Genomic DNA, 14199 nt, shown 5'->3' on the forward strand with positions numbered 1-14199 from the left:
CTCCTTCACCAATCTTGAGAATCGTATTCTCACTGTGCGGTAGTGGCAATGTTCCGCCGGAGCTCGAACTTCTTGACCTTGCCGCTCGGTGTCCGGGGGAAGTCGTCGACCGAGCGGATCTCCTCGGGCCACTTCTGCCGGGCCAGCCCTGAGCGCTGGAAGTGCGTGCGCACCTCGGCCAGGACCGGCGCGGACCAGCCGGGGCGCATCCGCAGTACGGCCGCGGCCCGCTCCCCCAGGCGCGGGTCGGGTACGGCGACCACGGCGGCCTCGGCCACTCCGGGCAGGCCGAGCAGCACCTCCTCGACCTCCAGGGCGCTGATGTTCTCGCCGCCGCGGATGATGACGTCGGCCTTGCGGTCGGTGATGGTCAGGTATCCGTCGGCGTCGAGCACGCCGATGTCGCCGGTGCGGTACCAGCCGTCCTCGTCGAAGGCGGCGGCGGTCAGGGCCGGGTCGGTGTAGCCGAGGCAGAGGTCGGGGCCGCGGGTGAGGATCTCGCCGTCCTCGGCCAGCCTCAACTCGACGCCGGGCAGCGGGAGTCCATCGGTGTGCAGCCGTTTGTCGGCGGGGCCGTCGTAGGGAGTGCAGGTCACGGACGGGTGCTCGGTGGAGCCGTAGGCCCGGAAGACGCTGATCCCCAGGGACTCCAGCCGGGTCGTGACGGCGGAGGCGACGGAAGCGCCGCCCAGACCCGCGTACTTGAGGTGCGCGATGTGCTCGGGTGTGCAGTCGGGGTGGTCGAGCAGGCTCGTCATGTAGTACGTCGCTCCGCCGCCGACCGTGAGCCCCTCGGCCCGCATCAGTGCGAGCGCCTGGGCGGGGTTCCAGGTGTCGCCGAGATTGACCGGGGTGCCGTCGAGGACGGGGATGAGAAAGGCGTTGATCATGCCGATGAAGTGGCCGACCGGCGCCACGGTGAACTGCCGTCCCCGGTCAGGCGGGTAGCTCGCGGCCAGCTGACGGGTCTCGTAGCCGAGGGTCCGGTGGCTGTGGATCACACCCTTGGGATCCCGGGTGGTGCCCGAGGTGAAGGCGATGAGCGCGGGGGCGTCCGGGTCGACGGGCTCCACGCCGGCCAGGGGTTCGTCGGCGAGCAGCGCGTCGAAGTCGCGGCCCACGACGCCGACGACCGGGACGTCCGTGCACACCTCCGGGCGGAACTCGGACCGGCCGAAGCGCTCGGCCGCGAAGAAGGCCTTGGGGCGGGTCGAGCCGAGGACGTAGCCGACCTCCTTGGGCCCGTAGAAGTGGACGACCGGCACGACCACCGCGCCCAGCAGGGCGGCGGCCCAGAACACGGCCGCGGCCTCCATCCAGTTGGGCAGCTGCATGGCGACCACGTCGCCGGGGCCCACCCCGTGCGTCCGTAACCCGGAGGCGAGCCGCCGCGCCACCCGCTCGACGTCGGCGAAGGTCCCGGCCCACGGCCGTACCTCGGAGTGCACACGGAACTCCACGTCCCCCGCCGTGGCCAGTCCGGCGGTCAGCAGCTCACCGAGGGTCTCGCGGGTCCACCAGCCCTCGGCCTCGTAACGCGCCGGCAGTTCGGGCGGCAGCGGCCGCAGGGCACCGAGGGAAGTCGTCGACATGACAGGGGATCTCCTCGTCGCAGTCACCATTGCACCTGTAGGAGAATTGCACTCTCCCATAGCGAGAAGGTAAGTTCCATACATGGCACGGGACCACGGCTTCCATCCGGTGCGGATCACCCGGATCGTCGACGAGACGCCGGACACGCGCACCTTCGCCCTCGACGCGCCGTTCCCCTACCGGGCCGGACAGTTCCTGACCTTCAAGGTGTGCGGGGCGCTGCGCAGTTACTCGATGTCGTCCTCGCCCGACACCGACGGCGAGCTGTGCGTGACGGTGAAGCGGGTGCCGGGCGGGCTGGTCTCCGGCTGGATGCACACGCAGCTGCGGCCGGGCGACACCCTTGAGGCCACCAGGCCCGGCGGCTCCTTCTGCCTGCGCACGGAGGCGACGGACCGGCCGCTGGTCGGATACGCCGGCGGGAGCGGAATCACACCGGTGTTCTCCCTGGTCAAGAGCGCACTGGCGACAACGCCTCGCGCAGTCCGGCTGCTCACCGCCCATCAGAGCGCCGGCTCGGCCATCTTCCGCGAGGCACTCGGCGCCCTGGCCGCTCGCCATCCCGGCCGGCTCCGCATCCACGATCACCTCGACGACCGGGACGGACTGGTCTACGCCGACGAGATACGGGCCCTCGCCGACGGCGACGCGGACCACTACCTCTGCGGGCCGGAACCGTTCATGGCACTGGTCGAGAGCACGCTGCTCGCGGCCGGGACACCCGCCGGGCAGATCTTCGTCGAGCGGTTCGCGCCGGTGGCGGCCGCCGAGTCGTCGGCCGAGCCCGTCCCGGGCACCGTCACCGTCGGCCTGCGCGGTCAGCGCCGTACCGTGCCGCAACGCGCGGGCGAGACCCTGCTGCAGAGCGCGCGCCGGGCCGGCTTCACCCCGCCCTTCTCCTGCGAGTCCGGGGACTGCGCCACCTGTATGGCACGGCTGACCGACGGCGAGGCCAAGATGCGCGTGAACAACGCCCTGGAACCCGACGAGATCGCCGAGGGCTATGTGCTCACCTGCCAGGCCGAACCCACGACCGCCGAGGTGACCGTCGTCTACGAGGACTGACGCCCGCCGAACCATCGGCACCCGCCCGTTCGACCGGAAGGCCACGCATGGTTGATCTGGAACTGGACGACGGCCTGGCCGTCGTCACCATCGACCGCCCGCACGCCCGCAACGCCATCGACCCGGCCACCATGGGCGAACTCGACAAGGCCCTGGACGCGGCCGAGGGGGCGAGGGCGCTGGTGGTGACCGGCGCGGGCGACAAGGCGTTCGTGTCCGGCGGCGACCTCAAGGAGCTGGCGCGGCTGCGCGCCGAGGACGAGGCGGCCGGGATGGCGCTGCGGATGCGGGCACTGTGCGACCGGATCGCCGCCTTCCCCGGCCCGGTGGTGGCCGCCCTCAACGGGCACGCCTTCGGCGGCGGTGCGGAGGTCGCGGTCGCCGCCGACGTCCGGATCGCCGCCGACGACATCCGTATCGGCTTCAACCAGACGAAACTCGCCATCGTGCCCGCGTGGGGCGGGGCCGAGCGGCTGGCCCGGCTGGTGGGGCCGGGCCGGGCGCTGCTGCTGGCGGGCACCGGACGTGTCCTGGATGCCGCCGAGGCCGAGCGGCTGGGCCTGGTCGACCTGGTGCTGCCCCGTGCCGGGTTCGCCGGCGGATGGCGGGAGACGGCGCGGGCACTCGCCACCGCACAGGCCCGCGAGATCAAGAACCTCACCACCCGGGCCCGGCCGCCGCACGAGGCCGCGGCGGCCTTCGCCCGGCTCTGGGTGGCGGACGAACACTGGCAGGCGGCGGAGAAGGTGATGTCCCGTGGCAGGTGAGATCCACGTCGAGGAAGGGCCGTTCGGGCCGGAGGTACGGCCCGAGGGCGCGGCCGTGGAGCAGACGGTGCTGTATCTGCACGGCGACCCGCGGCTCGCGGGCACCCCGCAGGACGCCCTGCCCACGGCCCGCGCGCTGACTCGGCACACGGGCTACGCGGTCGTGTGCGCCCGGTACCGGCTCCGTTTCCCCGAGGCCCTGGAGGACGTGTACGCCGCCTGGGAGCACTGTCACCGCCAGGGGCCCGCGGCCGTGGCCGGCAAGCGGCTGGGCGGTGCCCTCGCCGCCGGTCTGCTACTGCGGCTGCGCGACGAGGGGGCGGCTCCGCCGTCCTGTGCGGTGCTGTCGTCGCCGGTGCTTGACTTCACGCTGGACGCGTCGAGCCTGCTGCTCAACGCGGCAGCGGACCGCACGGTGGACGCCGAGGCCCTGACCGTCCGGGCGGCCGCGTACGCGGGCCCGACGCCGCGCACCCACCCCCTGCTCAGCCCGCTGCACGGCAACCTCCACGGCCTGCCGCCGATCCAGCTGCACGCGGCGGGCACGGAGATGCTCCTGGACGACACCCTGTCCCTCGCGACCCGGGCGGCGCACTCTGGGGTCGAGGTCGACATGCGGATCTACGAGGACTCGTCCGCGCAGGGACTCAGGCAGCTGGAAGCGACAGCGGCGTTTCTGCGGACCTGGTGCTCGACCGGCCTGGTCACACCCCACCGCGGCTGAACGGTACGGCGGAGCGGACGGCTTCCCGCAGACGAGTACGGCCGCCCGTGACGCGAAGAAGCCACCGGTCGGTACCGCGCCGCCCCTCCTCGGCGCGGTGCCGACCGGCGTTCGTAGCCTCGTGCGGCGGTCAGGATCCCTGTGTGTCGTCGCGGTACACCCGGCCGCCCTTCATCACGAAGCACACCCGCCCCGTGACGGACGGATCGGCGAGTGGGTCGCCGGGGACGGCGATGACGTCGGCGAGCAGGCCCGGGCGCAGCCGGCCCCGGTCGTCGGCGCCGATCAGCTCGGCGGCGACCGTCGTCGCGGACCGCAGGGCCTGGAGCGGCGGCATGCCCCGGTCGACGAGGGCGAGGAGCTCCAGGGACCCCTTGCCGTGCGGGATCGCGGGCGCGTCGGTGCCGAGGGCGACCTTGACACCACGCCGGATCGCCCGGGCGGTGGACTCACGGGCGCGGGGGAAGACCTCGGCGGCCTTCGCCCGCAGTTCCGGGTCCGCGTGCTGGGTGTTCATGCCCTCGGTGAGATAGGTGGTGGCGACCAGGAAGGTGCCGCGCTCCACCATCAGGTCGAGGGTCGCGTCGCTCGCGAGGAAGCCGTGCTCGATGCAGTCGATGCCGGCCTCGACGGCGGCCCGGATCGCCGAGTCCCCCATGCAGTGGGCGGCCACCCGCACACCCGCCCGGTGTGCCTCGTCGACGATGGCGCGCAGTTCCTCGTCCGAGTACTGCTGCGCGCCCGCCGGGCCGGTATGTGACATGACACCGTTGGAGGCGCAGACCTTGATGACCTTCGCCCCGTACTTGATCTGGTACCGGACCGCCTTGCGCACCTCCGGCACGCCGTTGGCGATGCCCTCCTCCACGGTCAGCGGCAGCACCCCGGGCGCGAACGCCTGGAACATGGTCGGGTCGAGGGGGCCCCCCGGGGGCGGGGTCGCGGGGCCCGCGGGGCCCACACGGGGGCCCGGCACCCCCCCCCGGTGGATAGCGGTTTTCAGGGCGACGTCCAGGAGCACGCCCCCGGTCTGCACGAACAGACCGAGGTTCCGTACGGTCGTGTAGCCGCGGTGCAGGGTGCGGCGGGCGTTGGCGACCGCGCGCAGGGTGCGCAGCGCCGGGTCCTCCTGGACGGGGATCAGCGGGCTGCGGTGGTCGGGGCCGCCGAGGAAGAGGTTGACCTCCATGTCCATCAGGCCCGGCAGCAGGGTGGCATCGCCGAGGTCCTGTACGACGGTGCCCTCGGGAAGGCGGCCCGGCTGCACCTCGGCGATGTGCTCGCCGACCACCAGCACCTCCCCCGGCGCGACCAGTTCGCCCTTGTCGACGTCGAGCAGCCGGGCCGCCCGCAGCAGCACGGGCGGCCGGGGGGCCGTCTCCCGCCCGGCCATCACACGGCGGGTTCGACGACGGCGTGGATGCCGGCGGGCCCGCTGTCCGGGACCCGCGGCTGGCCCCACGCCTCCACCGGGAAGGCGATGGTGACCAGCGAGCAGAACGCCCACAGCAGCCGCTTGTCCTGCTCGCCGATGTCCTCCATGCCGACCTGTTCCAGGTACGCGGTGCCCTTCTGCAGCAGCGGGAACGCCACGTCGTAGAAGGCCTGCAACTCCTCCATGGTGCTGGCGACGCGCTTGGCGTAGCGGGCGCGCTCGCCCTGGATCGCCCAGTCCGCGAACGGCTCCAGCTCGTGGAACCCGTCGGGAAAGACCGTGGTCATGTCTGCACTCTCCCTGTCTGCTCGATGGGGCGTCTCAGGACGCGGGGGCCGGTGCCACCGGCTGCTCGTAGGCGCGCACGAACTGCCGTGCGGTGGCGTGCAGATGGCGCAGCAGGACCTCCTGGTCGCACAGCGGGAACTCGTCCACGGTGCGCGTCTCCAGCATGGTCTGGGTGGCTTCCAGGGTGTTGCCGTCCTGGAGGCCGTACTCCTTGAACGACACGACGGCGAGCTCCTGTTGCAGCCGCTGGAAGGCGTTCTGGGGCGGGACGAAGTAGCAGGTGCCCTCGAAGATGTGGGTGTTGTAGGACGTCGGCCAGTAGTGGTAGGTCAGCACCCAGTTCGGCCGCCAGACCAGCAGCATGAAGTTGGGGAAGAACACGAACGAATCCATGCCCCAGACCTTGCTGCGCGTGGGGTTGATGGCCGGCGGCAGCTGCTCGGTGGTCAGTCCGATGTCGGGGGCCTCCCAGGGCCCGAACAGGCCGCTGCGCAGAGCCCGTTCGACGGGTTTGACCATCGCCCGCTCCTTCGGCGGTGCGATGCCGCCCCAGGAGGAGACCATGCTGTGCGGGCCGTCGATGTCGTACGACAGTGCCTCGTAGCCGTACTTCTTGATCTTGGCGGCCTCTTCGGCCACGTACTGGCCCGCGTGCAGGATCGGCGCGTGGTAGAACTCGGCGAACGCGTCGATGAACAGCTTCCAGTTGCTGCCGATCTCGGCGCGGTACTTGTGCACCTGGGTGAGCTTGTGGAACGGGTAGCCCTCGATGCCGTGGGCGAACCTGCCGAGATAGTCCCGCAGCGGTGTGGTGTTGTCGGGGTCGAGGTTGACGAAGACGAACCCCTCCCAGACGTCGGTCTGCACGGGCAGCAGCCCGTACTTGGACTTGTCGACGTCGAAGAACTCCGACTCCTGCTGGACGAAGGCGAGCTTGCCCTCGAGGTCGTAGCGCCAGGCGTGGTACTTGCAGGTGAAGGCGCGGCAGGTGCCCTTGGTCTCCTCGCGGGGGTAGTCGTCCCAGACGAGTTTGTTGCCGCGGTGGCGGCAGACGTTGTGGAAGGCACGCACCTCGCCGTCCGTGCCGCGCACGACGACGACGGAGGCCCGGGCGGCGTCCAGTTCCTTGGTGAAGTAGCTGCCCTTGCGCGGCAGTTGTTCGACCCGCCCGACGTTCAGCCAGGTCCGCCGGAAGACGGCGTCCCGCTCCAGTTCGTAGAACTCCGGTGAGATCGAGTCCGCGTAGGAGACCGGCTCCGTACCGATCTTGAAGTGCTCGGTCCAGCTGCCCTCGGCGGGCTTCGGGAAGTGCGCCATGAGTGGGAACCTCCGGTCGATTGACAGCCCTACGATAACAATCGTCTCCGATTTGGAGAATAGCGTTTCCGTATTCTGCATATGGAACCTATGGTCGGGGCATCGGCCACTGAGGGGATGACGGATGTACGACGACGCAGGGCAGCGGGCCGCACGGGCGGTGCGCCGTGAGGTGATCGGCGACGACGGCACGGCGGCAGCGGACACCCTGCCGGCCGGGTACCAGGACTTCGTCACGGCGACGGCCTGGGGGGTCTGGGCCCGCGGCGGGCCGCTGACCCGGCGCGACCGCAGTCTGCTGGTGCTGGCGATGACGGCCGCGACGGGCCGCATGGGCGCCTTCCGGATCCATCTGGAGGCGGCCCCCCGCGCCGGCGTCGCGGACGCCGAGATCGACGAACTCCTCTTCCAGCTGACCGCCTACTGCGGCGCCCCGGCCGGGACCGAGGCCTCGGCGGTCCTGCGCGAGGTGCGCTCCGCCCGGGAGGCGGTGTGAGCGGGCGCGGGGCGGTGGGCTTCATCGGGCTGGGCAACATGGGTGCAGCGCTGGCCGCGAACCTGGTGCGCGGAGGCTTCGAGGTCGTGGCCTACGACGCCGCCGGTCCGGCCCGCACTCCGGTGGGCGCCCGCTGGGCGCCGGACCCGGCGGAGGTGGCCCGGGGCGCCGGCACGGTGGTGCTGAGCCTGCCGGACGGAACGGTCTGCGGAAAGGTCGTGGCCGGCCTGCTGGCCGCCCGGGACCGGCGGGTCACGCACGTCGTGGACACCTCCACGGTGGGGGTCGCGGCGGCTCGTCATCTCGGCAGCACCGGGCTGTCGTACGTCGACGCGCCCGTGTCCGGCGGAGTGGCGGGGGCACGCAACCGCACCCTGATGGTCATGTACGCGGGCTCCGACGACGCCTGCGCGCACGTCGAGCCGGTGCTCGCCGGGCTGAGCGACCGCAGGCGCCGGGTCGGCGACCGTCCCGGGCAGGCGCAGGCGCTGAAGCTCGCCAACAACTTCCTGTCCGCGACCGCACTGGCGGCGACCAGCGAGGCCGTCGCCTTCGCGCGGGCCGCCGGACTGGACATGGACGTACTGCTGGAGGTGCTCAACGCGTCCAGCGGCCGCAGCGGGGCCACCCTCGACAAGTTCCCGCAGGAGGTGCTGACCGGCCGCTACGCCTCCGGGTTCAGCAACACGCTGATGGCGAAGGACGTACGGCTGTTTCTGCGCGAGGTGGACGAGTCGGGCGGCGCAGCGGCACTCGCCGCCGTCACGGACGCGGTGTGGGAGGCGTTCGCCACGGCCGAGCCGGGCGTCGACTTCACCCGCATCTACCCGTTCGTCAGCGGAAGTTGAGGATTCGGCAGTTGGGGCTGCGGCAGTCGGGGCTCCGGGACGCTGTCGGTGCCGAGCAGCACGGACAGCGCCTCGCGCACGATGCGCGGGTAGCGCTCGGCGTCCTGGTCGACGAGCCAGAGCTGGTGGACACCTTCGATGAGGGCTAAGACGGCGGCCGCGGCGGTCCGCGGGTCCAGTCCGCTGGGCAGCCGCTCCCCGTATCGCTCGATCAGATGGGCGGTGAGGTGCTCCTGGAGGGACCGGCTGCGTTCGCGGACGTAGCCGCAGGCCGGTTCCTGGCCGGTGACGGCCTCGGCGAGGACCACGGTCTGCACGGTGGCCAGCGAGGGATGGTGCACCTCGAAGGCCACGGCCTCGGCGAAGTCGCCGGCCCAGTCCTCCCCGAGCCTGCGCCCCGCGAGGTGCTCCCGGGCGAGCTCTTCGCGGAAGGCGAGGAGGTCCAGGAGCAGCCGCTTCTTGCTGGGGAAGTAGTGCAGCACGCCCTGCCGGGTGAGGCCGGCGCGCTCGGCCACCGCGTCGATCGAGGTGCCCTTGAACCCGCGTTCGGCGAAGACCTCCAGGGCCGCTTCCAGGATCTGCTGACGCCTCGCCGACACCACGTTGGGCCCCTTCCGCCGTTGGAGAGGTGCCCGCCCACACTATGTAGGCGTGCCTCGGCAGGGCGAGAGGGCGTACCGGATTGGCCTCATTTCCCCATCGCGGCCAGGGCGGCGAGCGCGGCCTCCCGGAGCGTTCCCGCTGCACCGGCACCGGCCGTGTCCGCGATGTCGGCGAACAGGCGGACGTCCTTGGCGAGCAGTCCGCCCGCGTGGGCGGCGATGCGGTCGAGGGTGCCGCCCGCGTCGGCGACCCGCTCCAGCGCGAAGCCGGCCGCACTGCCGCGGGGCAGGACCCGGGTGAGCGCGGCACGGTCCAGGCCGAGGGCGGCACCCACGCCGAGCGCGTCGGCGGCGAGGCCCAACTGGGCGGTGAACAGCACGTTGTTGAGGATCTTGGCGAGCTGTCCGGAGCCGGTCGGGCCGAGGTGGACGACGGGGTCGCCGTAGGTCTCGAACACCGGGCGGCAGTAGGCGAAGACCTGGGGGTCGCCGCCCGCCATGACGAGGAGGGTGCCCTGTTCCGCGGCCCGGCCGCCCCCGCTGACCGGCGCGTCGAGCAGGGAGACACCGGAGGTCCGGGCCAGCGCCTCCAGGCGGCGGCAGGTGTCGGGATGCACGGTGGAGTGGACGGCGATCACCCCGCCCCGGCGCAGCCCGGCGAGGACCCCGTCCGGGCCGGTGACCACCTGCTCGACGTCGGCGTCGTCGACGACGCACAGGCACACCAGGTCGCTGGCGGCGGCCAGTTCGGCGGGCGAGCCGGCCGTCTTGGCGCCGCTGTCCGCGAACGGGGTGAGCGTGGCGGGCCTGCGGGCCCACAGGGTCGTCTCGTGTCCCGCCCCGGCGATCCGCCGGGCCATGGGCGCGCCCTGGCTGCCCAGTCCGATGAAGCCCACACGCACGGGTGCTCTCCTCACGTCAGGTCGTCTTCCGCGGGCGCCAGAACACCGCCAGCAGTCCGGCGGTCGCCACCACGCCCACCACGAGCACGACGCCGGCGCCCGCCCAGCCGGTCACCGTGATGTCCGCCGCCGTGTCCAGCGCGTACTTGCCTGGTCCCCAGGCGCCGAGCGCGACCGCGAGCATGCCGAGGACGAGGACGTACTCGTAGCCCTCCTTGAACACGAAGAAACCGTGCGGCCGGTGGGCGAGCAGTCCGGCGACCAGCATCACCGACAGCACGGCCGCGCAGGCGAGCGGGGTCAGCAGGCCCAGCGCGAGCAGGGCGCCCGCCCCGAGTTCGGTGAGGACGCTCAGCCAGGCCTGGAGCCGGGGCCGGGTCAGGCCGAGGCCGCCGAACCAGCGCGCGGTGCCGTCGATCCCGCCCGGGCCGCGCCAGTGGTTCCAGCCGTGCGCCGCCATGACCGCACCCAGCACGAGCCGTACGGCCAGCAGGGCGGTGTCCGAGGCCTCACCCATCCCGGTACCGCCGCTCGGTGGGCAGCGCCTGGACGCCGAGCGCGCACTCCTCCACGAAGGCGAGGACGTGCAGGTGGTAGGCGAGGGCGGTGCGGCCGACGCTGGTGTTGTGGCCGGCGCCCGCCTGCTCGTGCAGGACGACCCGGGGCGAGCCGGTGAACATCGAGGCGAGGTCGGCGAGTCCCTCGGGGCCGTTCGCCCACACCTGTTCGTGCTCGGCGAGGGTGATGTGGACGGGCACCGGCACCTGCCCCGAGAGCCGGGCGAACTCCTCCTGCCAGTTCTCCCGGAGCCCTTCGTAGGCGGGTGAGGCGGAGCCGATGTGCCGGCCGCCGTGCACGTCGGGAGGGTAGGCGTGCGGTGGATCCCACAGCGCGCGGCGGAGGTTGGGCCGGGTGCGCGTCGGATCGCGCCGCCACTCCTCCATCGCCAGCACCGAACGGGGGTGGTGGACGCGGCCCATCCCGGCGAGCTCCACGCCGAGCAGGTCGGCGCCCCGCCGGTCGCTCGCCATGCGGACGGCGAGTTCGCAGCCCGCCGAGTGCGCCCAGAGGAACACGCCGAGGCCGCGGTCACGGCCGTCAAGGAGTGCGGCCAGGGCCTCGTAGGCGAAGTCGGTGCGCTGCTCGGGCGTGGCCATCCGGTCCTCGTGTCCGGCCGAACTGCCGTAGCCGGGGCGGTCCAGGGCCAGGACGGTGAAGCCCGCGGCGGCCGCGGTGCGCAGCAGGGAGAGCCGGGGGTGGCCGGGGTGGTCGAAGTAGGCGGAGGTGGTGGCGCCGCCGTGCAGGGCCACGATCACGCCCTGCGGGCGGGGCGCCTCGGCGAGCAGCGCGGAGGCGGGCACTCCGTGCACGTCGGCCACCAGCCGCCTTACCGCGTGGGCGAGTTCGGGTTCGAGCGAGGTCATACGACCGTCCTGGATGTCATCCGTCCGTCCTGAGCAGGAGTACGCCGCTGGGGGTGAGCCCGCCGCTGGAGACCACCGCGGTGCGCGCACCGGCGACCTGGCGGGCGTCGGCCTCGCCGCGAAGTTGGAGCACGGCCTCGTGCAGCAGGCCCATGCCGTGGGTGCGGCCGTGCGAGAGCTGGCCGCCGTGCGGGTTGAGGGGCAGTACCCCGTCGCGGGCGATGTTCTTGCCGCCGTCCAGGAAGTCCCGGGCCTCGCCGATGCCGCAGAAGCCGAGCGCCTCGATCCAGGACAGGCAGTTGAAGGTGAATCCGTCGTAGAGGAGGGCCACGTCCACGTCGGCGGGGCCGAGGTCGGTACGGGTCCAGAGGTGGGCGGCCTGGCCGAGCACCTGGGGTTCGTGGGTGAGGGTGGACTGGTCCCACTCGGGGCGTTCGAGGATCTGGGTGCCGACGGCTTCGAAGCGGACCGGGGGCTTGGGAAGGTCGGGGGCCGTCTCGGCGGCGGAGACGACGACGGCCGTCGCGGCGTCGCAGGGGACGTCGCAGTCGTACAGGCCGAAGGGGGTGGTGACGGTGCGTGCGGAGAGGTAGTCGTCCATGGTGAGCGGGTCGCGGTAGATCGCGTCGGGGTGGCGGGCGGCGTTCGCGCGCTGGTTGAGGGCGATCCAGCCGAGGGTCTCGCGGGTGGTGCCGTAGCGGTGCATGTGCCGCTGGGCGTTCATGGCGAGCATCGTCGCCGGGGAGACGGCGCCGAATGGCTTGAACCACCCTTCTGGGCCTGCTGGTCGGGCCGCGCGGATCCTGCCCTGCTTCAGCAGTTCGGCGTACGTCGACTCCCAGACCGTACGGAAGCACAGCACGTGCCGGGCCAGGCCGCCGGCGACCGCCAGCATCGCGGCGATCAGCGAGCCGCCGGGGCCGAAGGTCTCCCCCGCGCCGTTGTGCCAGACCGGGCGGATGCCGAGCGCCGACTCCAGTGCGGTGATCCCGCCCTCGGCGAAGCCGCCGTAGGCACCGCCGCCGGGGTAGGTGGAGAGGCCGTCGATGTCGTCGAAGGTGAGTCCGGCGTCGGCGACGGCCTTCTCGCAGGCCTCCACGGTGAGTTCGAGCGGCGGGACCATGAGGCGGCGCCCGATCCGGGAGGCTCCGGCACCGCTGATGACCGCGCGCTCCTCGAACCTGCGGGAGGCCGGTGGCGTACGGACGTGTTCCCGCATGCGTTCGGGTGCGGGTTCGTCGGTGGGCAGCGGTGCGGGCGGGGGTTGCTCGGCGCACGGGCGGAACAACGGCAGCCAGACGTCGTCGACCTGCTCGAAGACGACCTCCATGCGCATGCCGAGCCGCAGTTCCTCCGGTGTGCAGCCGACGAGGTTGGTGGTCAGCCGGACCCGTGGGTCCTCCTCCATCGCCACCTGGGCGACGACGAACGGGGTGGGCAGGCCGGGGAACGGGAAGCGGTGGTTGACCGAGAAGCCGATGAGCGTGGCGCGGCCCGACACCTCGCGGAGGTCGCCGGTGCGGCCCCGGCAGTTCCGGCAGACGGGCTGCGGCGGGTGGATCAGGGACGAGCAGGAGCCGCACGAGCGGAAGCGGAGCCGTCCGTCGCGGCCGGACGTCCAGAAGAACTCGGTCTCCGGGACGGTCACGGGCCGGGGGCGGACGGCTCCGGGTTTCTCGTCGGCCGCGCTCAACTGAGCTTCGCCTCCGCCTTGCGTACCGTCACCGGTTCCGCCAACCCCTGCTCGTCGCAGGCGCGTTGGAGGGTCTCCAGGGTCTCCGCGAGGCCGGGGCCGAGCCGCCGGCCGGGGGTGAAGGTCGCCGGGAGACGGCGCATGCCCTGGATGACGCCGATGGTCTCGTAGTGGACCGTGCCCTCGGGATCGCAGACGAAGTCCGGGACGCGGTCGAGGACATGGAGCAGCATCCGCTTGAAGACCGCACGGGCCACGTTGGAGCCGATGCAGCGGTGGATGCCGAGACCGAAGGCGGTGTGCCGGTTGCCGCCGCGGGCGAGGTCGACGCTGTCGGGGTCGGCGAAGACCGCCGGGTCCCGGTTGGCCATCGCCCAGGACAGCCACAGCCGGTCGCCCTCCTTGAACTGCTTGCCCGAGATCTCGCAGTCCTCGGCGACCGTACGGCCGTCCCCGGGCGCCGGCGTGAAGTAGCGCAGGAACTCCTCGGTCGCCGTGTCGAGGAGGGCCTCGCGCTCCCGGCTGAGGCGCTCCCGTTCCTCCGGGTGTTCGGAGAGCCACTCCAGGGCGTGCGCGGTCAGCGCGGTGGTGGTGTCGAAGCCGCCGCCGATGAGCAGGGCGAGGGCACCGATCAGGTCCTCCTCGGCCGGGGCCGTGCCGTCGATCTCCATGCGGGCGAGGGCGTCGGCGAGGCCCGGGCGCGGGGTCGCGCGGACCTCCTGGAGGGTGGCGGCGATGTCCTTGATCATCGCCATGTGGGCCTGCACCACCCGGGCCATCTCCGGGGAGTTGGGCGGGGTGTAGACGCCTGCGTGGGCGGGTTCGTTGTACAGCTCCCACTTCTTCAGCGGGATGCCCATCATGGCGAGGGTGAAGACGGCGGGGACGATGTTGGCGAGGTCGTCGACGAAGTCGATACGCCCGCTCTCGATCCGTTCGTCGAGGCAGGCGCGGGTCACCTCGTCGATGAACGGGATCCAGCGCTTGATCGCCGCCGGGGAGAGATAGGGGTTGAGGGCGTTGCGGTAGGCGCGCTGCTCGGGCG

At 72.3% G+C, this 14199-nt stretch carries 15 protein-coding genes; 5 read left to right on the plus strand and 10 right to left on the minus strand.

The window, feature by feature from the left end; genetic code table 11:
* Positions 1 to 29: 29 nt before the first annotated feature.
* Positions 30 to 1592, minus strand: coding sequence for an AMP-binding protein (locus tag ACWGKQ_RS39260; RefSeq protein ID WP_453296839.1), 1563 nt, complete (start codon positions 1590 to 1592; stop codon positions 30 to 32).
* Between the two features lie 82 nt (positions 1593 to 1674).
* Here ACWGKQ_RS39260 and ACWGKQ_RS39265 point away from each other — a divergent pair, with 82 nt between their 5' ends.
* From ACWGKQ_RS39265 to ACWGKQ_RS39275, 3 genes are read left to right on the plus strand one after another with little or no spacing between them, the layout of a single operon-like run.
* Positions 1675 to 2658: a 2Fe-2S iron-sulfur cluster-binding protein gene (locus ACWGKQ_RS39265; protein ID WP_453296840.1), complete on the plus strand. Its 984-nt coding sequence runs from the start codon at positions 1675 to 1677 to the stop codon at positions 2656 to 2658.
* 47 nt (positions 2659 to 2705) lie between these two features.
* Positions 2706 to 3425: an enoyl-CoA hydratase/isomerase family protein gene (locus ACWGKQ_RS39270; protein WP_453296841.1), complete on the plus strand. Its 720-nt coding sequence runs from the start codon at positions 2706 to 2708 to the stop codon at positions 3423 to 3425.
* Positions 3415 to 4149, plus strand: a complete 735-nt coding sequence (locus ACWGKQ_RS39275) for an alpha/beta hydrolase fold domain-containing protein (RefSeq protein ID WP_453296842.1) — start codon at positions 3415 to 3417, stop codon at positions 4147 to 4149. Before ACWGKQ_RS39270 ends, ACWGKQ_RS39275 begins: the two co-directional genes overlap by 11 nt.
* Before the next feature lie 130 nt (positions 4150 to 4279).
* On the opposite strand, the gene ACWGKQ_RS39280 is transcribed toward ACWGKQ_RS39275, so the two are convergent.
* Genes ACWGKQ_RS39280 through ACWGKQ_RS39290 form a run of 3 tightly spaced genes read right to left on the minus strand, consistent with a single transcriptional unit; the run spans position 4280 to position 7189 of the window.
* The gene (locus ACWGKQ_RS39280) at positions 4280 to 5542 is read right to left on the minus strand and encodes an amidohydrolase family protein (RefSeq protein ID WP_453296843.1); all 1263 of its coding nucleotides are present in this window, start codon (positions 5540 to 5542) and stop codon (positions 4280 to 4282) included.
* Positions 5542 to 5871, minus strand: coding sequence for a hypothetical protein (locus ACWGKQ_RS39285; protein WP_217562114.1), 330 nt, complete (start codon positions 5869 to 5871; stop codon positions 5542 to 5544). Before ACWGKQ_RS39285 ends, ACWGKQ_RS39280 begins: the two co-directional genes overlap by 1 nt.
* Positions 5872 to 5905: 34 nt before the next feature.
* On the minus strand, positions 5906 to 7189 hold the full coding sequence (locus ACWGKQ_RS39290) for an aromatic ring-hydroxylating oxygenase subunit alpha (RefSeq protein ID WP_453296844.1): 1284 nt from the start codon (positions 7187 to 7189) through the stop codon (positions 5906 to 5908).
* Positions 7190 to 7313: 124 nt separating this feature from the next.
* Here ACWGKQ_RS39290 and ACWGKQ_RS39295 point away from each other — a divergent pair, with 124 nt between their 5' ends.
* Both ACWGKQ_RS39295 and ACWGKQ_RS39300 read left to right on the plus strand, forming a co-directional pair.
* Positions 7314 to 7685 carry a carboxymuconolactone decarboxylase family protein gene (locus ACWGKQ_RS39295; protein ID WP_453296845.1) on the plus strand — a complete coding sequence of 124 codons (372 nt, stop codon included), beginning with the start codon at positions 7314 to 7316 and terminating at the stop codon, positions 7683 to 7685.
* Positions 7682 to 8533 carry an NAD(P)-dependent oxidoreductase gene (locus tag ACWGKQ_RS39300; RefSeq protein ID WP_453296846.1) on the plus strand — a complete coding sequence of 284 codons (852 nt, stop codon included), beginning with the start codon at positions 7682 to 7684 and terminating at the stop codon, positions 8531 to 8533. Before ACWGKQ_RS39295 ends, ACWGKQ_RS39300 begins: the two co-directional genes overlap by 4 nt.
* Here the strand turns inward: ACWGKQ_RS39300 and ACWGKQ_RS39305 are convergent.
* From ACWGKQ_RS39305 to ACWGKQ_RS39330, 6 genes are all read right to left on the minus strand, one after another.
* Entirely contained in the window at positions 8509 to 9132 is a 624-nt protein-coding gene (locus ACWGKQ_RS39305; protein ID WP_453296847.1) for a TetR/AcrR family transcriptional regulator, read from the minus strand. The genes ACWGKQ_RS39300 and ACWGKQ_RS39305 overlap by 25 nt on opposite strands.
* A gap of 89 nt (positions 9133 to 9221) precedes the next feature.
* Positions 9222 to 10037 (minus strand): NAD(P)-dependent oxidoreductase, encoded by an 816-nt coding sequence (locus tag ACWGKQ_RS39310; protein ID WP_453296848.1) that lies wholly within the window; start codon positions 10035 to 10037, stop codon positions 9222 to 9224.
* 16 nt (positions 10038 to 10053) lie between these two features.
* A complete protein-coding gene (locus ACWGKQ_RS39315) occupies positions 10054 to 10554 on the minus strand; it encodes a DoxX family protein (protein WP_453296849.1) in 501 nt (166 codons plus the stop codon).
* Positions 10547 to 11461, minus strand: a complete 915-nt coding sequence (locus ACWGKQ_RS39320) for an alpha/beta hydrolase (RefSeq protein WP_453296850.1) — start codon at positions 11459 to 11461, stop codon at positions 10547 to 10549. The genes ACWGKQ_RS39315 and ACWGKQ_RS39320 overlap by 8 nt, the downstream gene beginning before the upstream one ends.
* Positions 11462 to 11477: 16 nt before the next feature.
* Positions 11478 to 13154 carry a thiolase C-terminal domain-containing protein gene (locus ACWGKQ_RS39325; RefSeq protein ID WP_453296851.1) on the minus strand — a complete coding sequence of 559 codons (1677 nt, stop codon included), beginning with the start codon at positions 13152 to 13154 and terminating at the stop codon, positions 11478 to 11480.
* Positions 13151 to 14199, minus strand: a 1049-nt coding sequence (locus ACWGKQ_RS39330; RefSeq protein WP_453296852.1) for a cytochrome P450, incomplete at its 5' end; no start/stop codon positions are given. The genes ACWGKQ_RS39330 and ACWGKQ_RS39325, both read right to left, overlap by 4 nt.

It is taken from the genome of Streptomyces sp. NPDC054770 (assembly GCF_053611985.1).

Bases quoted from the DNA above. Each gene is read 5' to 3' on its own strand.
- ACWGKQ_RS39270 (WP_453296841.1), top strand. From the start codon at position 2,706: ATGGTTGATCTGGAACTGGACGACGGCCTGGCCGTCGTCACCATCGAC.
- ACWGKQ_RS39280 (WP_453296843.1), bottom strand. From the start codon at position 5,542: ATGGCCGGGCGGGAGACGGCCCCCCGGCCGCCCGTGCTGCTGCGGGCG.
- ACWGKQ_RS39285 (WP_217562114.1), bottom strand. From the start codon at position 5,871: ATGACCACGGTCTTTCCCGACGGGTTCCACGAGCTGGAGCCGTTCGCG.
- ACWGKQ_RS39295 (WP_453296845.1), top strand. From the start codon at position 7,314: ATGTACGACGACGCAGGGCAGCGGGCCGCACGGGCGGTGCGCCGTGAG.
- ACWGKQ_RS39290 (WP_453296844.1), bottom strand. From the start codon at position 7,189: ATGGCGCACTTCCCGAAGCCCGCCGAGGGCAGCTGGACCGAGCACTTC.
- ACWGKQ_RS39265 (WP_453296840.1), top strand. From the start codon at position 1,675: ATGGCACGGGACCACGGCTTCCATCCGGTGCGGATCACCCGGATCGTC.
- ACWGKQ_RS39260 (WP_453296839.1), bottom strand. From the start codon at position 1,592: ATGTCGACGACTTCCCTCGGTGCCCTGCGGCCGCTGCCGCCCGAACTG.
- ACWGKQ_RS39315 (WP_453296849.1), bottom strand. From the start codon at position 10,554: ATGGGTGAGGCCTCGGACACCGCCCTGCTGGCCGTACGGCTCGTGCTG.
- ACWGKQ_RS39320 (WP_453296850.1), bottom strand. From the start codon at position 11,461: ATGACCTCGCTCGAACCCGAACTCGCCCACGCGGTAAGGCGGCTGGTG.